The organism is Pseudomonas graminis (genome assembly GCF_013201545.1).
Taxonomy (GTDB): Bacteria; Pseudomonadota; Gammaproteobacteria; order Pseudomonadales; family Pseudomonadaceae; genus Aquipseudomonas.
In genome coordinates, this window is sequence record NZ_CP053746.1 from 692,429 (window position 1) to 710,368 (window position 17,940).

The 17,940-nt window shown below is 60.6% G+C and carries 16 protein-coding genes; 14 read left to right on the forward strand and 2 right to left on the reverse strand.

Going from position 1 to position 17,940, the window contains the following annotated elements:
* The first annotated feature begins 138 nt into the window (after positions 1–138).
* From gap to FX982_RS03265, 14 genes are all read left to right on the forward strand, one after another.
* Positions 139–1,140 (forward strand): type I glyceraldehyde-3-phosphate dehydrogenase, encoded by a 1,002-nt coding sequence (gap, locus tag FX982_RS03200; protein ID WP_172609614.1) that lies wholly within the window; start codon positions 139–141, stop codon positions 1,138–1,140.
* A 225-nt stretch (positions 1,141–1,365) separates the two neighbouring features.
* Positions 1,366–1,881: an RNA polymerase sigma factor gene (locus FX982_RS03205; RefSeq protein ID WP_172609615.1), complete on the forward strand. Its 516-nt coding sequence runs from the start codon at positions 1,366–1,368 to the stop codon at positions 1,879–1,881.
* Positions 1,882–1,961: 80 nt separating this feature from the next.
* Positions 1,962–2,216, forward strand: coding sequence for a FecR/PupR family sigma factor regulator (locus FX982_RS03210; RefSeq protein ID WP_254074872.1), 255 nt, complete (start codon positions 1,962–1,964; stop codon positions 2,214–2,216).
* A 173-nt stretch (positions 2,217–2,389) separates the two neighbouring features.
* Entirely contained in the window at positions 2,390–4,747 is a 2,358-nt protein-coding gene (locus FX982_RS03215) for a TonB-dependent hemoglobin/transferrin/lactoferrin family receptor (RefSeq protein ID WP_172609616.1), read from the forward strand.
* Positions 4,748–4,836: 89 nt separating this feature from the next.
* Positions 4,837–5,436, forward strand: coding sequence for a biliverdin-producing heme oxygenase (locus FX982_RS03220; RefSeq protein WP_172609617.1), 600 nt, complete (start codon positions 4,837–4,839; stop codon positions 5,434–5,436).
* 93 nt (positions 5,437–5,529) lie between these two features.
* A complete protein-coding gene (locus tag FX982_RS03225) occupies positions 5,530–5,934 on the forward strand; it encodes a YbaN family protein (protein WP_172609618.1) in 405 nt (134 codons plus the stop codon).
* A 184-nt stretch (positions 5,935–6,118) separates the two neighbouring features.
* A complete protein-coding gene (locus tag FX982_RS03230; RefSeq protein WP_172609619.1) occupies positions 6,119–6,469 on the forward strand; it encodes a DUF5064 family protein in 351 nt (116 codons plus the stop codon).
* An 85-nt stretch (positions 6,470–6,554) separates the two neighbouring features.
* Entirely contained in the window at positions 6,555–8,063 is a 1,509-nt protein-coding gene (locus FX982_RS03235) for a sigma-54-dependent transcriptional regulator (protein WP_172609620.1), read from the forward strand.
* Between the two features lie 455 nt (positions 8,064–8,518).
* Entirely contained in the window at positions 8,519–8,902 is a 384-nt protein-coding gene (gcvH, locus tag FX982_RS03240) for a glycine cleavage system protein GcvH (RefSeq protein ID WP_122535875.1), read from the forward strand.
* A gap of 10 nt (positions 8,903–8,912) precedes the next feature.
* Positions 8,913–11,771 (forward strand): aminomethyl-transferring glycine dehydrogenase, encoded by a 2,859-nt coding sequence (gcvP, locus tag FX982_RS03245; protein ID WP_172609621.1) that lies wholly within the window; start codon positions 8,913–8,915, stop codon positions 11,769–11,771.
* A 106-nt stretch (positions 11,772–11,877) separates the two neighbouring features.
* The gene (locus tag FX982_RS03250; RefSeq protein WP_172609622.1) at positions 11,878–13,254 is read left to right on the forward strand and encodes an L-serine ammonia-lyase; all 1,377 of its coding nucleotides are present in this window, start codon (positions 11,878–11,880) and stop codon (positions 13,252–13,254) included.
* A 70-nt stretch (positions 13,255–13,324) separates the two neighbouring features.
* Positions 13,325–14,446, forward strand: coding sequence for a glycine cleavage system aminomethyltransferase GcvT (gene gcvT / locus FX982_RS03255; protein ID WP_172609623.1), 1,122 nt, complete (start codon positions 13,325–13,327; stop codon positions 14,444–14,446).
* A gap of 395 nt (positions 14,447–14,841) precedes the next feature.
* Positions 14,842–15,054 (forward strand): cold-shock protein, encoded by a 213-nt coding sequence (locus FX982_RS03260; protein WP_003227496.1) that lies wholly within the window; start codon positions 14,842–14,844, stop codon positions 15,052–15,054.
* A 96-nt stretch (positions 15,055–15,150) separates the two neighbouring features.
* Positions 15,151–15,639 carry an RDD family protein gene (locus tag FX982_RS03265; RefSeq protein ID WP_172609624.1) on the forward strand — a complete coding sequence of 163 codons (489 nt, stop codon included), beginning with the start codon at positions 15,151–15,153 and terminating at the stop codon, positions 15,637–15,639.
* Between the two features lie 63 nt (positions 15,640–15,702).
* On the opposite strand, the gene lptG is transcribed toward FX982_RS03265, so the two are convergent.
* Both lptG and lptF read right to left on the reverse strand, forming a co-directional pair.
* Positions 15,703–16,764, reverse strand: a complete 1,062-nt coding sequence (gene lptG / locus FX982_RS03270; RefSeq protein WP_122622521.1) for an LPS export ABC transporter permease LptG — start codon at positions 16,762–16,764, stop codon at positions 15,703–15,705.
* Positions 16,757–17,875 (reverse strand): LPS export ABC transporter permease LptF, encoded by a 1,119-nt coding sequence (gene lptF / locus FX982_RS03275; protein ID WP_065992010.1) that lies wholly within the window; start codon positions 17,873–17,875, stop codon positions 16,757–16,759. Before lptF ends, lptG begins: the two co-directional genes overlap by 8 nt.
* Positions 17,876–17,940: the final 65 nt, after the last annotated feature.

Sequence of the window (17,940 nt, forward strand, 5' to 3'; positions counted from 1 at the left end):
TTGATTTTCAGCCAGTTGTGACGGCCAGACGGGTTTCTATTTGTAGATAAAACAAAATACTGCCACTAAAAGGGGTTGTTTTCTATTTTTATGAGAATAATCTTGTAATTCCAACAACAAATTCCTGAGGACGGGTGTATGACTCTCCGCATCGCAATCAATGGCTTTGGCCGAATCGGCCGCAACGTCCTACGCGCACTTTATACCCAAGGCTACCGTCAGGACCTGCAAGTCGTCGCCATCAATGACTTGGGCGACAGCGAGATCAACGCCCACCTGCTTAAATTCGACACCGTCCACGGGCCATTCGACGGCACCGTCGAGCACGATCAGGAAAGTCTGACCGTCAATGGTGACCGAATTTCGGTCAGCGCCATTCGCAACCCGGCCGAGCTGCCGTGGAAATCCCTGAACATCGACGTGGTGTTCGAATGCACCGGTCTGTTCACCGACCGCACCAAGGCTGCTGCCCACATCACTGCCGGCGCCAAAAAAGTGATTATCTCGGCTCCGGCCAAAGGCGCCGATGCGACGATCGTCTACGGCGTCAACCATGACGTGCTGCGCCAGTCCCATCAGGTCATTTCCAACGCCTCCTGCACCACCAACTGCCTGGCGCCGGTTGCCCAGGTGTTGAACCGTGAGTTGGGCATCGAGAGCGGTCTGATGACCACCATCCACGCCTACACCAACGACCAGAACCTGATCGACGTCTACCACACTGATCCGTACCGCGCGCGTTCGGCTACCCAGTCGATGATTCCGAGCAAGACGGGCGCTGCTGAAGCGGTCGGCCTGGTGCTGCCGGAACTGGCGGGCAAGCTGACCGGCATGGCCGTGCGTGTGCCGGTGATCAACGTGTCGTTGGTCGACCTGACCATTCAGCTCAAGCGCGACGCGACGGCTGAAGAAGTCAACGCGATCATGAAAGAAGCGGCCCAGCATTCGAAAATCCTCGGCTACAACACCCTGCCGCTGGTTTCCCACGACTTCAATCACAACCCGCTGTCGTCCATCTTCGACGCGAACCACACCAAAGTCAGCGGTCGCCTGCTGAAGGTGCTGGCGTGGTACGACAACGAATGGGGCTTCTCCAACCGCATGCTGGATAACTGCCTGGCGTTGATGAACGCCGAGTAAGTAAGCAACGGGATCCCCCCTATGTAGGAGCGAGCTTGCTCGCGAAGAAGGAATCACGCCGCTGAAGAGTCAGCGGATTTACCAAGCTCTTCGCGATCAAACTCCCTCCTTCAGTAATGACTACCGTCCCCGGACAACGCCCTTACAATCTGTGCAAATCCCCGCCTTGACCTGACCTCTAGATGATAAGCATTATCATCTGCTGAATTCTGGTCGGGTGTCCCCGTGACTCAGTCGCACTTCAATGCTGTCTTTCTCGCCAGGCGAACCATGCTGTTGCGCACGCTTCAGCGCATGGTCCGCAGCCACACCACCGCCGAAGACCTGCTCCAGGAAACCTACCTGCGGGTGACCCGTGCGCTCGCCGAGCGGGCCATCGAACACCTCGAACCCTTCGTCTTCCAGACCGCGCGCAATCTGGCCCTGGATCATCTGCGCGCCCGGCGCGTTCACGCGCGCACCATCATTGACGATGCGCCCCTCAGCGATATCCATAATGTCGTCGCCCCCGACACCTCACTGGAGGATGCCGCCCACGCCAACCGTCTGCTGGAAAGTCTTAGCGCGAGCCTGGAAACCCTGTCGCCGCGGCAGCAGAAAATCTTTACCCTCAGTCGACTTCACGGCGCGAGTTATCTGGAAATCGCCGAGCAACTGGGCGTGTCCACCAGCACCGTGCAAAAAGAATTGAAGCTGATCATGAGGGTTTGCCTGAGTGTGGCCGCGCGTCTGGATCACTGAGCTTCGCCGGCAAGAATCGTCATCTGGTGCTACAGAGTGACGCTACACTGCCGGCCAAACCGTGGACCCGAGGACGCTGCTTGACGCACGCTCAATCACCCCGCCCCGCTAAAGCCAATGCAGCGCGCGCTGCCGAGACGATGGACCAGGCCCTGACCTGGCTGATCGAGCTGGAAATCGCCGATGTCGCAACATACGCGCGCTTTCTGGAATGGCTCGACGCCGATCCCGCCCACCGCGAAGCGTTTGCCAGCGCCGAGGCCGTGTGGCACTCGCAAGCCGTGTTTGATGCAGCAGCGGCGCTGGCTACGCGGAAAAAACGTGACGCCGAATAACGTGCTGGCATCACAGCCGCGCAATGCTCCCATGCATGACGACCTTGCACTGATCGAAATTATTTTTACGCGATAGCCGCGGCCCGTACGTCTAGTCATAGCCAATGCAACTGATTCCTATTTGAATCATCTCGCAACAACTATGACGACCCGCACGACAGGGAGCGCTATCCATGCTGTCCAGTTTCAACCCCGCACCGCCCGCCTCGCCGACACCCACCCACCCCCTCGGGCCTTCGCTGCTGACGATCGCCGTTATCGCCGCAACTCTGCACAGCCCCGCCATTGCTGCCGCGGAACAGGGCAATGCGCTGGAAATCGAGCAGATTACGGTCAGTGCCACGCGTCACGCGCAGTCGGTGGAATCGGTGCCCGGTACAGTGACCGTGCAGGACCGCGCAACGCTGGATCGGCGCAACGTCAACAGCATCCGCGACCTGGTACGCGACGAGCCGGGCGTCTCCGTGGGCGGGGCCGGCCAGCGTGCGGGCACCAGCGGCTACAACATTCGCGGCATCGACGGCGACCGCATCCTGACGCAGGTAGATGGCGTCGAAGTGCCGGACAACTTCTTCCAGGGTCCTTTCGCCAACACCCATCGCAATTACGTAGATCCGGAGATCATCAAGCGCGTCGAGATCCTGCGCGGGCCTGCGTCGGCGCTGTATGGGAGCAGCGCCATCGGCGGCGCCGTGAGCTATTACACCCTCGACCCCGAGGACATCATCAAGCCGGGCAAGGACGTCGGCGCCCGCCTGAAAACAGGCTACAGCTCGGCGGACAACAGCTGGCTGAATTCATCCACGGTTGCCGGACGCGTGGGAGATGTCGACGGTTTGCTGCACGTCAGTCAACGCAACGGCCACGAGACCGAATCCTACGGTGAGCATGGCGGCACAGGGCTGTCCCGCAACGCGGCCAATCCGGAAGACGCACGCGCAACCAATGTGCTGGCCAAGCTGGGTTGGAACTACGGCAACAATGATCGTCTGGCGTTCACGTACGAGACGTACAAGGACGACACGCATACGAATCAGAAGAGTGTGGTGGGCGGGCCTTTCAATAACGGTCGTGGCTTCGGCTACTACGGTTCACGCGAAGGGAACGACGTTATCACCCGAGAGCGGTTTGGCCTGGAAAACAGCTTTGCGTTGGACAGTGTGCTGGCCGACAACGCCAAGTGGAGCGTGAACTACCAGATTGCCAAGACGGATCAAAATACCTTTGAAAGGTATCTGCCCTCTGACCCCAGAAGCGGGGCGGTTTTGCGAGATGTCTGGCGCACCCGGGACACCCATTACAAGGAACGCCAGTGGATTCTCGACGCCCAGCTGGATAAAGCATTCGACATGGGCGACACCCAGCACTTGCTGACGTACGGCACGACCCTCAAGCAACAGAAGGTGACAGGACTGCGGACAGGATCAGCCACCTGTGCGTCGGTCGTCGGAACCTGCCGCACCCTCGGCGCAGTCAGTGCCAGCGCGAACGACATCGTGGCACCCACCAACGACTTCCCGAACCCGACGATCACCACCTACGCGCTGTTCGCTCAGGATCAGATCAAGTGGGGCGACTGGACCTTCATGCCCGGCGCGCGCTACGACTACACCACGCTCGAACCAGACGCCACAGATTCATTCCTCAAAAGCGTCAACCTGAAAAGCAAGAGCGGGTTCGACGACAGCACGAAAAAATGGCATCGCCTGTCACCCAAGCTGGGGCTGACCTATGCGTTCAACGACGCCTACACCTGGTACGGCCAATACGCCGAGGGTTTCCGCACGCCGAGCGCCAAAGCCTTGTATGGCCGCTTCGAAAACACCCGGGGCAATTACGTCGTCGAGCCCAATCCCGACCTGAAACCGGAGACCAGCAAGAGCTACGAAACCGGGCTGCGCGGTCACTTCGACGAGGGCACGTTTGATCTGGCGGTGTTCTACAACACGTATCGCGACTTCATTAATGAGGACGCAGTGATTCCAGCCAACGCCACCACCACGACCTTCCAGTCCAACAACATCAAGCACGCCACGATCAAGGGCGTTGAGCTCAAGGGCCGGCTGAACCTGGACAGCTTCGGCGCACCCGAAGGCCTCTACACCCGAGGCTCGCTGGCCTATCTGTACGGCCGCAACAACGACAGCGGCCAGCCCCTCAATAGCATCAATCCGCTCACCGGCGTAGTCGGGCTGGGTTATGACCAGAACAACTACGGCGGCTTGCTGAACTGGACGCTGGTCAAGCGCAAGACGCGGGTCGACACCCGTAGCTACTACGCCCCCGACGGTGCCACCCGGTTCAAGACGCCGGGCTTCGGTCTCGTCGATTTGACGGGCTATTACAAAGTCACCAACGACGTCACGGTCAGCGGTGGCCTGTACAACCTCGCGGACAAGAAATACTGGCTGTGGGACGACGTGCGCGGCTACGACAACGTCGGCGAAGCAGGCGCCACTGCTCCCGCCAACCTCGACCGTTTGACCCAGCCCGGCCGCAATTTCGCCGTGAACGTGGTGTGGGATATCTGACCGATCCCCGTCGCAGGTGCGTGATTCTTTACGCGCCTGCAACGCTCGTTCGTCTTGTTAACAAGCGCCTCATTTCCAAGGAAGACCCCATGACCGACAACTCGATTCGTCGCTCGCAACGACTGAACCAGATCACCCATGCTCCCCATGAACAACTGGACGAGGCAGTGAAGGCCAACGCGCCGTTCGAAACACTGGCCAGCTACAGCCGATTCCTCAGTGCCCAATACCTTTTTCAGGAAGAGCTGAAAACGCTGTACACGCACCCACAGTTGATCGAGCTGATTGCCGACCTGCCGGACCGATGCCGCGCCGAACAGGCCAAAGCCGATCTGCTTGATCTTCAGGCTGCCATCCCTGATCCGGTCGCCGGCGCCGTCATTGGGCCCAGCCTTGCCGAGGCGCTGGGCTGGTTGTTCGTCTCGGAAGGCTCGAAGCTGGGCGCAGCGTTTTTGATCAAGCGCGCCGTGGCCTTGAACCTCAGCGAGACCTTCGGCGCCCGCCATCTGGGCGAACCGGCGGGCGGTCGCGCCGAAGGCTGGAAACGCTTTATCCGGATCATTGACGATCTGCCGTTCAACGCCGAACAGGAGCGTGAGATAGACCGTGGCGCAGTGGCGGCCTTCGAACGCTTCAACGTGCTGCTGCAACACGCCTATGCAACAGCGTCTGAAGCAGAACCCGCCTGACGCCGGGCCTTTTGCGCCCGGCACTGATAAGCTGAGCGCCTTTGCGGGACGTGAAAATCCCGCAGCACCTGCTCACTCTGCATTACCGAGACCATGACCCGTACTCCACCCGGCAGCAAACTGTCCCGCATCCTGTTTGGCATTCTCGCCTACGTGAGCCTGACCATCGGCATCATCGCGATTTTCATTCCCGGCCTGCCCACCACAGAGTTCATTCTGCTGGCGGCATGGGCGGCCACTCGAAGCTCGCCGCGTTTAAGCGCCTGGCTGGAAAACCACCGGCTGTTCGGACCGATGTTGCGCAACTGGCGAAACGGCAAGATGATTGCGCGCAGGGCCAAAATCAGCGCCACGGTCACCATGCTGATCTGCGCTGTCATGATGCTGGTGTTGCTGAAACACAATTGGTGGATCTATTTCGCGGTGGCCGGCATGGTGCTGGTCAATCTGTGGATCTGGTCACGGCCCGAGCCTTCGCGCCTTCAACGGGAAAAGTGAGGTGTAGGACCGGCTTTAGCCGGGAAGAGGCCGGCTTGAACACCCTCTATTCTGAGGTGTGACGTCTGACGCTTTCCCGGCTGAAGCCGGTCCCACCAACGGCACTCGGCATATGAACCTGAACCCGAGGCGGTCCTATGGGTCTGTCCCTTTAGGTCCATTCACCTTCCCAGGAGCCACCGCCATGTTCGAGCCAGGTCATCTGCACATCGTCCACCCCGCTGTGCAACCACACGACGTCGGCTACGACCTTCACATCCGCTACGAAGTCAGCCAGACCGACTCGGGGCCGGGCATGCAGTTCACCGTGGAAGGCGACGTCAGTGGCCAGCCGGTCAATGAAACGTTCGAACTGCCCAAGGACAAGGCCTACAACTTCGCCAGCGAAGCGTCCCGCAGACTCGAAAAGCATGGCCTGCCAAAAACCACTGACCTGCACGCGATGCACGGTGAATACGACCAGATGTTCGAAGACATCCGTCACAAGCTCGACATGAAATCCGGTGACCCGGTAACGCCGGAGCATCTGGAATAACCAGCGCGCTTTCAGGGTCTCGGGATGGCTTATGAGATTACTGGCATAATCGCCCCCCTCACTCCCGCGAACCCTTTCCTTCCCCATGCGCATTCACGTCACGTTCATTGATCGCGTCGGCATCACCCAGGAAGTGCTGGCCATCCTCGGCGCGCGCAACCTGAACCTCGATGCCGTGGAAATGGTTCCCCCGAACGTCTATATCGACGCGCCGACGCTGAGCCATGACGTGCTTGAAGAACTCAAGGACCGGCTGTTTCGCGTGCGCGGCGTGGAAGCGATCACGGTGGTCGACATTCTTCCCGGTCAGCGCCGTCACCTGCAGCTTGACGCCTTGCTGGCAGCGATGACCGACCCGGTGCTCGCCCTCGACAGCGCCGGCCATGTATTGCTGGCAAACCCGGCGCTGGTTGCGTTGTATGGCCGGGAACCGACGGGAGAGTCGATTGGCGAACTGTTCTCCGATGATGGCCTGCAATCGGCGCTGCTGGAAAACGGCTTTCGCCTGCCACTGCGGGAAGTCACGCTGAACGGAGAGGCCTTGCTGCTCGACGCGACGCCGATCACCGACGCGGGCGCATTGCTGACCCTTTATCAACCGAGCCGAATCGGCGAGCGCCTGTCAGCACTGCACCACGATCACGCTGAAGGCTTCGACGCGCTGCTGGGCGATTCTGCGCCGATTCGCACCCTCAAGGCGCGGGCGCAACGGGTCGCGGCACTGGATGCACCGCTACTGATTCAGGGCGAAACCGGGACGGGCAAGGAATTGGTGGCGCGGGCGTGTCATGCCGTCAGCGCGCGCAATGGCGCGCCTTTTCTCGCGCTGAACTGCGCGGCGCTGCCGGAGAACCTCGCAGAGAGCGAACTGTTCGGTTATGCCCCTGGCGCCTTTACCGGCGCGCAACGGGGCGGCAAACCCGGGCTGATGGAACTCGCCAACAAAGGCACCGTGTTTCTCGACGAGATCGGCGAGATGTCGCCGTATCTGCAAGCCAAATTGCTGCGTTTCCTGAATGACGGCAGCTTTCGGCGGGTCGGCGGCGATAAGGAGGTGCAGGTCAACGTACGCATCCTGAGCGCCACCCACCGCGACCTGGAGAAAATGGTCGCCGAAGGCACCTTTCGCGAAGACCTCTTTTATCGCTTGAACGTGCTCAATCTGGACGTGCCACCGCTGCGTGAACGGGGTCAGGACATCCTGATGCTGGCGCGCTATTTCATGGAGCAGGCCTGCACGCAGATTCAGCGACCGGTCTGCCGCCTTGCGCCGACTACATACCCTGCCCTCCTTGGGAATCGCTGGCCGGGAAACGTTCGCCAGTTGCAGAACGTGATCTTCCGCGCGGCGGCCATCTGCGACAGTTCGCTGGTCGACATCGGTGACCTCGACATTGCCGGCACGTCGGTAGCGAGGGGCAGTGATGGCGAAGTCGAAAGCCTGGAAGCGGCGGTTGAGGATTTTGAAAGGTCCGTGCTGGAGAAGCTCTACAGCCAATATCCTTCAACTCGCCAATTGGCCGCTCGGTTACAGACATCCCACACCGCAATCGCGCACCGGCTGCGCAAATACGGCATTCCCGGAAAAAGCTAAAAAAGCTCGACGGAGATTCACGGTCGCTCAAGCGCCGCCATCTCGGATCAATCCCCGGTCGGGTGGGAGCGAGCTTGCTCGCGAAGACATTATCCCTGCCGCTGCATATTCGGCGACTGTACCTGCCCCTTCGCGAGCAAGGTGGAGCGCCACCCCGGTCGCTCCCACATGTCCGAGACACCCCACTCACTCACAGCGCCCGGAACGGAATCGAAACACCGTATCGAAAACATTCCAGCCATCCAGACATAACATCTTTGGCGTCCGAACGTTGAAACTCGACCAAAGCTCCTATACTCCGTATCGATTTCGTTCCAGCACCTGCCCCTCGAAAAACCATAGCCAAGGCCCGAGCCCAACGTTTACGCCCCTTTCCCCACCTTGGCCGCAAACTTGCTATGCACTCCCCCATCACGCCCGGGCATAACGGGCGATTTACCATCTGGGGAGATTTCATGAGCGAGTTGCGTTTTACCGAAGACCACGAGTGGCTGCGCGCCGAAGCTGACGGCAGCGTCACAGTCGGAATCACCGCCTTCGCGCAGGACGCACTGGGTGACGTGGTTTTCGTGCAACTGCCGGAGCTGCAGGCCTACGACAAAGGTGCTGAAGCCGCCACCGTCGAATCGGTCAAAGCCGCCAGCGGCGTGTACATGCCCCTCGACGGTGAAGTTGTCGAAACCAATCCCGCGCTGGACGCCAACCCCGAACTGGTCAACGAAGACCCGCTCGGCCAGGGCTGGTTCTTTCGCTTTATTCCTTCCAATCCCGATGCTGTCGGCCAACTGCTGACCCAAGACGCCTATGATCGTCTGATCAAAGCCAACGCCGAAGCCTGAGGAGCGCGCAATGACTGACCGTATTGATTTGAGCACCGCCAATGAGTTCATCGCCCGCCACATCGGCCCGCGTGCCGCTGACGAAAAAGCCATGCTTACCACGTTGGGCTATGACTCCCTCGACGCGTTGACCGCCAGCGTCATCCCCGAATCCATCAAGGGCACCAGCGTTCTCGACTTGTCCGCCGGGCAAAGCGAAGCCGACGCGCTGGCTGACATCAAAGCCATCGCCGGCAAGAATCAGCTGTTCAAAACCTACATCGGCCAGGGTTACTACAACACCCACACGCCGGCGCCGATCCTACGCAACCTGCTGGAAAACCCGGCCTGGTACACCGCTTACACGCCGTATCAGCCGGAAATTTCCCAAGGCCGTCTGGAGTCGCTGCTGAACTTCCAGACCCTGATCAGCGACCTGACCGGCCTGCCGATCGCCAACGCCTCGCTGCTCGACGAAGCCACCGCCGCCGCCGAGGCCATGACCTTCTGCAAACGCCTGAGCAAGAACAAGAGCAGCAATAAGTTCTTCGCCTCCGCCCATTGCCACCCGCAAACCCTCGACGTGCTGCAAACCCGCGCCGAGCCGCTGGGCATTGAAGTGGTCGTAGCGGATGAAGCTCAACTGACCGACGTCAGCGAGTTCTTCGGCGCGCTGCTGCAGTACCCTGCCAGCAATGGCGACGTGTTCGACTACCGCGAACTGGTCGAGCGCTTCCATGCCGCCAACGCTCTGGTCGCCGTGGCCGCCGACCTGCTGGCCCTGACCCTGCTCACCCCACCGGGCGAGTTTGGCGCTGACGTGGCCATCGGCAGCGCGCAACGCTTCGGTGTGCCGCTGGGCTTCGGTGGCCCGCACGCGGCCTACTTCTCTACCCGCGACGCCTACAAGCGCGACATGCCCGGGCGACTGGTCGGTGTGTCCATCGACCGCTTCGGCAAGACCGCCCTGCGTCTGGCCATGCAAACCCGCGAGCAACACATTCGTCGCGAGAAGGCCACCAGCAACATCTGCACCGCGCAGGTGCTGCTCGCCAACATCGCCAGCATGTACGCCGTGTACCACGGCCCGCGCGGCCTGACCCGCATCGCCAACCGCGTGCATCACCTGACCGCGATTTTCGCCGAGGGCCTGAGCCAGCTGGGTTTGAAGGCCGAGCAGTCGTTCTTCTTTGACAGCATCACCCTGAACACCGGCGCCAAAACGGCCGATCTGCACGCCAAGGCCCGCGCACACGAAATCAACCTGCGTGAAGTAGACGGCGAGCGTTTGGGCGTTTCCCTGGACGAAACCACCCAGCAAGCCGACGTCGAAGTGCTGTGGTCGCTCTTCGCTGCAGAAGGCCAAGCCCTGCCTGACTTCGCCGCGCTGGCCGAAAGCGTCGAAGCGCGCCTGCCTGCCGAGCTGAAGCGCCAGTCGGCGATCCTCAGCCACCCGGTGTTCAACCGTTACCACTCCGAAACCGAGCTGATGCGCTACCTGCGTCGCCTGGCGGACAAGGACCTGGCGCTGGACCGCACGATGATCCCGCTGGGCTCGTGCACCATGAAACTCAACGCCGCCAGCGAGATGATCCCGGTGACCTGGGCCGAGTTCGGCAATCTGCACCCGTTCGCCCCAGCCGAGCAAAGCGCTGGTTATCAGCAACTGACCGACGAACTGGAAGCGATGCTCTGTGCCGCCACCGGCTATGACGCGATCTCCCTGCAGCCGAATGCTGGCTCCCAGGGCGAGTACGCGGGCCTCTTGGCCATCCGTGCTTACCACCAGAGCCGTGGCGATGAGCGTCGCGACATCTGCCTGATTCCTTCGTCAGCGCACGGCACTAATCCGGCAACCGCTAACATGGCCGGCATGCGTGTCGTCGTGACCGCTTGCGACGCCCGCGGCAACGTTGACATCGAAGACCTGCGCGCCAAGGCCATCGAACACCGCGAACACCTCGCGGCGCTGATGATCACCTACCCGTCGACCCACGGCGTGTTCGAAGAAGGCATCCGCGAAATTTGCGGCATCGTGCATGACAACGGCGGCCAGGTGTACATCGACGGCGCCAACATGAATGCCATGGTCGGCCTTTGCGCACCGGGCAAGTTCGGCGGCGACGTGTCCCACCTGAATCTGCACAAAACCTTTTGCATCCCCCACGGCGGCGGCGGCCCGGGCGTTGGCCCGATCGGCGTGAAATCACACCTGGCGGCGTTCATGCCGGGTCACGCGAAGATGGAACGCAAGGAAGGCGCGGTCTGCGCGGCGCCGTTCGGCAGCGCGAGCATCTTGCCGATCACCTGGATGTACATCCGCATGATGGGCGGCGAAGGCCTCAAGCGCGCCTCGCAACTGGCGATCCTCAACGCCAACTACATTTCCCGTCGTCTGGAAGAGCACTACCCCGTGCTCTACACCGGCAGCAACGGCCTGGTCGCCCACGAATGCATTCTCGACCTGCGCCCACTGAAAGAAACCAGCGGCATCAGCGTCGATGACGTTGCCAAGCGCCTGATCGACTTCGGTTTCCACGCACCGACCATGTCTTTCCCGGTCGCGGGTACGTTGATGATCGAGCCGACCGAAAGCGAATCGAAAGAGGAGCTGGACCGCTTCTGCGACGCGATGATCAAGATCCGCGAAGAAATCCGCGCGGTCGAAAGCGGCGCGCTGGACAAGGACGACAACCCGCTGAAAAACGCGCCACACACCGCCGCTGAACTGGTGGGCGAATGGAGCCATCCGTACACCCGCGAGCAGGCCGTGTACCCGGTTGCGTCGTTGATCGAAGGCAAATACTGGCCGCCGGTCGGGCGCGTCGACAACGTGTTCGGCGACCGCAATCTGGTCTGCGCCTGTCCGTCGATCGAAGACTACGCTTAACCCAGCCACGAGCTTCAAGCCGCAAGCTACAAGTGAAAGCCGATCAGCTTTAACTTGCGGCTTGTAGCTTGCTGCTTGTTACTGCTTCACTTCCCGGAACCCCATCATGTCGCTGAGCGTATTTGACCTGTTCAAGATCGGCATTGGTCCCTCCAGTTCCCACACGGTGGGCCCGATGCGAGCGGCGGCGCGTTTTGCCGAAGGCTTGCAGCGCGATGGCCTGCTGGAAACCATCATCTGCGTCAAAGTCGAACTTTACGGCTCACTCGGTGCCACCGGCAAAGGCCACGGCAGCGACAAGGCCGTGTTGTTGGGCCTTGAAGGTGAGCACCCGGACACCGTCGATACCGAAACCGTTGATGCTCGCCTGCAGCAGATACGCAGCAGTGAACGCCTGAACCTGCTCGGCCAGCACAGCGTCGCATTCATCGAAAAGCATCACTTGGCGATGATTCGCAAGCCCTTGGCCTACCACCCCAACGGCATGATTTTCCGTGCCTTCGACGCCTCTGGCATACAGGTCCGCAGCCGCGAGTACTACTCCGTCGGCGGCGGCTTCGTGGTGGACGAGGATGCGGCTGGCGCGGATCGCATCGTAGAAGACCAGACCCCGCTGGTGTACCCCTTCAAAACCGCACGGGATCTGATGGTGCATTGCAGCGCCAGCGGTCTCTCCATCAGCCAGATCATGCTGGCGAACGAAGCCGCGTGGCGCCCCGAAGCCGAAACCCGTCAGGGCCTGTTGCACATCTGGCAGGTCATGCAGGACTGCGTCGAAGCGGGGTGCCGCAACGAAGGCATTTTGCCGGGGGGCCTGAAGGTCAAACGGCGTGCGGCGGCGCTGCATCGCCAGTTGTGCAAAAACCCGGAAGCCGCGCTGCGCGATGCGTTGTCGGTGCTCGACTGGGTCAATCTGTACGCGCTGGCGGTCAATGAAGAAAACGCCAACGGCGGCCGTGTGGTCACCGCACCCACCAACGGCGCAGCAGGGATCATCCCGGCCGTGCTGCATTACTACATGCGCTTTATCACCGGGGCGAACGAGGACGGCGTCGTGCGCTTCCTGCTCACGGCGGCGGCCATCGGCATTCTCTATAAAGAGAACGCGTCGATCTCAGGCGCCGAAGTCGGCTGTCAGGGCGAAGTCGGCGTGGCCTGTTCCATGGCCGCCGGCGCGTTGTGCGAAGTCCTGGGCGGCAACGTTCAACAAGTGGAAAACGCCGCTGAAATCGGCATGGAACACAACCTCGGTCTGACCTGCGACCCGATTGGCGGCCTGGTTCAAGTGCCATGCATTGAACGCAATGCCATGGGTTCGGTGAAGGCCATCAACGCGGTCCGCATGGCCTTGCGCGGCGACGGCCAGCATTTTGTCTCGCTGGATAAAGTGATCCGCACCATGCGCCAGACCGGCGCCGACATGAAAAGCAAATACAAGGAAACAGCCCGTGGCGGGCTGGCCGTGAACATCATCGAGTGCTGACATCAGCCCCTATTCACAGACTTCCCTGCCATGGGCGGGGAAGCCGGAACCGCTTTCAAGGAGTGACCCCATGACCACCGAATTGCTGAAGACCCCGCTCAACGCCCTGCACCGTGAACTCGGCGCGAAAATGGTCGAGTTCGCCGGCTACGACATGCCCGTTCAGTACCCTGCTGGCGTGATGAAAGAACACCTGCACACCCGGGATCAGGCCGGCCTGTTCGACGTTTCGCACATGGGTCAGATCCTCTTGAGCGGCGCGAATGCAGCGAAAGCGCTTGAAACCCTGGTGCCAGTGGACATCATCGATCTGCCGGTCGGTATGCAGCGTTACGCGATGTTCACCAATGAAACCGGCGGCATTCTCGACGACCTGATGGTCGCCAATCTGGGCAACGATCAGCTCATGCTGGTGGTCAACGCCGCCTGCAAGAACGAAGATTTGGCGCACTTGCAGCAGCACATCGGCCATCAGTGCGAGATCACGCCGCTGTTCGACGAACGCGCATTGCTCGCACTGCAAGGTCCGCAGGCCGTCACCGCACTGGCGCGGCTGGCCCCGGAAGTCGCGAAAATGACCTTCATGCAGTACACCTCGACGAAGATCGGCGGCATTGACTGCTACGTCAGCCGCTCGGGCTACACCGGTGAAGACGGCTACGAGATTTCGGTGCCGGCAGATCAGGCAGAAGCCCTGGCACGTCGACTGCTCGCGGAGCCCGAAGTGGCGCCGATTGGCCTGGGTGCACGCGACTCGCTGCGACTGGAAGCCGGGCTATGCCTTTACGGCCACGACATGAACACCGACACCACGCCGATCGAAGCCAGCCTGCTTTGGGCGATTTCCAAGGTGCGTCGTGCCGACGGTGCGCGTGCCGGCGGATTCCCCGGTGCCGACAAGATCTTCGCCCAGCACCAAAGCGGTGCGGCACGCAAACGTGTCGGCCTGTTGCCACAGGAACGTACGCCGGTGCGTGAAGGCGCTGAAATCGTCGATGCCGATGGAAAGACCATAGGGACTGTCTGCAGCGGCGGCTTTGGCCCGACCCTGAGTGCGCCGTTGGCCATGGGTTATGTCGATGCGGGTTTCACTGCGCTGGAAACAGCCGTCTGGGCAATCGTCCGCGGCAAGAGAGTCCCTATGCAGGTGACGAAAATGCCATTCGTTCCGGCACGTTACTTCCGCGGGTAAGTAACACCGTCAAAAAATGCGGCACCGCAACAGTGCATTAAACTGTGCGGATGCTGCAGTCTGGCGCCAGCGTTAAGTGCATTCAAAACTGTCAAAATATTGAACTTCGATAACCCTCTAAACATTAAAAACTATCGATCTTGCGAACGTGGTTAATGTTTTCAAAAAGCCGAAAACCCCTATGAATGCTGGCCCGAGCGGGGCTTGTTTTTTCGACGAGAGTTAGCGTAGAGTTTCTCGACTGTGTTTGCATGGGTCGCTGGGATCGTGACCCGGGCAGTAGCGCCAAAAGCAATGCTACATCCCGCTCTACGTTTCTTCTTCCTGCAACCAGCCCCAGTACTCTTTCGCGTGAAAGAGACTGTCATTAATTTAATGCGTCAAGGAATAAGAAAATGTCTACACGTCAGAGCGGCACCGTTAAGTGGTTTAACGATGAAAAGGGTTTCGGTTTTATCACGCCTGAAAGCGGTCCGGATCTGTTCGTCCACTTCCGCGCTATTCAAGGCAACGGCTTCAAAAGCCTGAAAGAAGGCCAGAAAGTGACGTTCGTCGCAGTGCAGGGCCAAAAAGGCATGCAGGCTGACGAAGTACAAGCCGAGGCCTGATCAGCCGACGCTAAAAGCCCCTGATGGCCAACATCAGGGGCTTTTTTGTGCCTGCGATTCCGTAAACTGCCCGCCTCCGATTACACGAGCGCCGCCATGATCCGACGCGTTTTACACCCCCAGGGCGACTTCCCTGCCGCCGGATTGGGCCGGCGCCTGGCTGCCATCAGCTACGACGCGCTGTTATGCGTGGCTTTGCTGATGGTCACTGCGTTTCTCTACAAGCTGTTCTGGATGGGATTCATCGGCGAAGCCAGACTGCGCCAGCTTTCCGAGTCCGGCGCGCTTGATGCCGATCCGCTGCTGTCCTCAATTCTGCTGATCACGCTGTTCGGTTTCTTCGCCCATTTCTGGACCCGCGCGGGCCAGACCCTTGGCATGCAGGTGTGGGGAATACGCGTGCAGAACGCCGACGGAACCGCCATCAGCCTGTGGCAAGCGCTGCTGCGTTTCGTCGTGGCCATCGCCTCGTGGCTGTGTGTCGGGCTGGGTTTCTTCTGGAGCCTGTTCGACAAACAGAAACGCTGCTGGCATGACCTGTATTCCGAAACGCAGCTGGTGCGAGTGCCCGGCATTAGGAGGTGAACCTCGGCAGGCCGCCCACAAAAAAGCCGACCCAGGGGTCGGCTTTTCATCGCGCAGCAGGTATCAGCCCGCGCGGCGCAGCAACCAGATACCCGCCAGGGCGCACACGCCCGCCGGCACCAGCACGGCGAAGAGTGGCGAGAAGCCGAACACAAGGCTCGACGGCCCCAACAGGTCCTGAGCGATACGGAAGGTGAAGCCCACGAGCACGCCCGTGAACACCCGTTGCCCGAGCGTCACCGAGCGCAAAGGCCCGAAGATGAAGGAAATCGCCATCAGCACCAGCGCAACGGTGACCAGCGGCTGGAGGATCTTGGTGTAGAACGCCAGCCAGTAACGACCGTTGTTCAACCCCTGATCGGCGAGATAACGCGCATAGCCATAAAGCCCGGTCATCGACAGTGACTCAGGCGGCAGCACCACCGTGCTCAGCAACTGCGGGCTCAACGCGACGTTCCAGCGCTCTTCAGGGGCGGTGACCACTTCGGTGCGACCGTCGTGGAACACCGTAGTGGTAACGTCCTTCAACAACCAGTAATCGGTCATGAAGTTGGCTTGCCTGGCGAAGCTCGAGGTCAGCATGTGGCGCTGGTCATCGAAATGGTAACGAGTGACGCCATACAGCAGGCCGTTCGGTTGCACCGTGTTGATGTGGATGAACTCCTCACCCTGACGGTGCCACAGACCGTGCTTGGCGCTCTGCGCATCGCCGGTGCCTTGAGCGAGGGAACGCGCGGCCTGGGCCGAGGCTTCGGTCACCGGCGCGACATACTCGCCAATCAACAGACCCGCCACCATCAGCACCAGCATGGGCTTCATGACCGCCCAGACGATACGGCCGATCGACACACCGGCGGCGCGCATGATGGTCAGTTCGCTGCTGCTCGCCAGTGCGCCAAGACCGATCAGGCAACCGATCAGCGCGGCCATCGGAAGCATGTCGTAGAGACGACGCGGCGCGGTCATCAACACGAAACTGCCAGCGTCCCAGAAGGTGTAGGTGTCGCTGATGTCAGCCATTTCGTCGATGAAGGCGAACAGCGAGGCCAGCCCGAGGATGATCCCCAGTACCGCAAGGATCGCCATGAACACGCTTTTGCCGATGTAACGATCGAGCTTAACCATGAGCCACCCCCGACACGCTGCGGCGACTCGCAAGCTTCAGGCGCAGAGGCTCCCAGTAGAGCAACGCCAGTCCGATGGACAGGAACAGTGCATGCACCCACCACAGGCCGAGGCCCATCGGAATCTTGCCCTTCTCCAGCGCGCCGCGCGCGGCAATCAGGATGGTGAGGTAAGCCATATAAAGGAGAATCGCCGGGAGAAGCTTGAGGAAGCGACCCTGACGCGGGTTGACCCGAGCCAGCGGTACCGCCATCAGCGTCACGATGAACACCAGAATCGGCAGCGAAACTCGCCATTGCAGCTCGGCCCGGTTGCGCAGGCTGTCTTCGCCGGTCAGCAGCTCGCTGGTGGAGATGGCATCACGGTCAGTGACTTCATCGCTGATGTCCGGCTTGGGCAGCAAGGCGCCGTAGGTGTCGTATTTGATCGCGCGGTAATCGGCCTGACCGGGATTGCCGTCGTAGCGATAGCCGTTGTCCAGAATCAGGTAGCGCGTGCCGTCGGGTTTGATTTCCTGCCGGCCTTTTTCCGCGACCAGCACGGTGATGCCGTGGTCTTTCTTCTCGTCGAGCTTCTTCTCGGAGATGAACACGCCGCCCAGGTTGATGCGGTCGTCGCTCATGGTCTCGGTGTAAGTCACGCGGCTGCCGTCACGCAGGAGCTGGAAGCGACCCGGCACCAGCGTGTCGAATTCGGTCATCGCGTCCTGCTTGTTGATCAGCAGCTGGAACTGCGTAGCGCCCTGAGGGGCGAGGCTGAAGCTGAGCCAGGCCACCAGCAGTGAAACAAGCGCAGCCGGTGCGAGGGTGATCAGGAGCAGACGTTGCTGGCTCATGCCGGTGGCGGCCAGTACGGTCATTTCACTTTCGAGGTACAACCGGCCGTACGCCAGGAGAATCCCGAGGAACAACCCCAGGGGAAGGATCAGTTGCAGGAAGCCCGGCAGACGGAAACCCATGATCAGAAACAGGACACCCGGATCGAGTGCACCCGATGCCGCCTGGGCCAGGTACTTGATGAAACGGCCACTCATGATGATTACCAGCAGCACAGCACTGACAGCGCTCAGGGTAACCAGCACTTCTCGGGACAGGTAACGGAAGACAATCAAACCAGACACTCCAGGGTTGTCACGCTAAGGCGGCATGACAATGAAATGAATCAGCCATGATGCGC

Excerpts from the sequence above, each read along its gene's own strand:
- FX982_RS03250 (WP_172609622.1), top strand. The coding sequence starts at position 11,878 with ATGTCGCTGAGCGTATTTGACCTGTTCAAGATCGGCATTGGTCCCTCC.
- FX982_RS03215 (WP_172609616.1), top strand. The coding sequence starts at position 2,390 with ATGCTGTCCAGTTTCAACCCCGCACCGCCCGCCTCGCCGACACCCACC.
- FX982_RS03220 (WP_172609617.1), top strand. The coding sequence starts at position 4,837 with ATGACCGACAACTCGATTCGTCGCTCGCAACGACTGAACCAGATCACC.
- gcvT (WP_172609623.1), top strand. The coding sequence starts at position 13,325 with ATGACCACCGAATTGCTGAAGACCCCGCTCAACGCCCTGCACCGTGAA.
- gcvH (WP_122535875.1), top strand. The coding sequence starts at position 8,519 with ATGAGCGAGTTGCGTTTTACCGAAGACCACGAGTGGCTGCGCGCCGAA.
- gcvP (WP_172609621.1), top strand. The coding sequence starts at position 8,913 with ATGACTGACCGTATTGATTTGAGCACCGCCAATGAGTTCATCGCCCGC.
- lptG (WP_122622521.1), bottom strand. The coding sequence starts at position 16,764 with ATGGTTAAGCTCGATCGTTACATCGGCAAAAGCGTGTTCATGGCGATC.
- FX982_RS03265 (WP_172609624.1), top strand. The coding sequence starts at position 15,151 with ATGATCCGACGCGTTTTACACCCCCAGGGCGACTTCCCTGCCGCCGGA.
- gap (WP_172609614.1), top strand. The coding sequence starts at position 139 with ATGACTCTCCGCATCGCAATCAATGGCTTTGGCCGAATCGGCCGCAAC.
- FX982_RS03235 (WP_172609620.1), top strand. The coding sequence starts at position 6,555 with ATGCGCATTCACGTCACGTTCATTGATCGCGTCGGCATCACCCAGGAA.
- FX982_RS03225 (WP_172609618.1), top strand. The coding sequence starts at position 5,530 with ATGACCCGTACTCCACCCGGCAGCAAACTGTCCCGCATCCTGTTTGGC.
- FX982_RS03260 (WP_003227496.1), top strand. The coding sequence starts at position 14,842 with ATGTCTACACGTCAGAGCGGCACCGTTAAGTGGTTTAACGATGAAAAG.
- FX982_RS03230 (WP_172609619.1), top strand. The coding sequence starts at position 6,119 with ATGTTCGAGCCAGGTCATCTGCACATCGTCCACCCCGCTGTGCAACCA.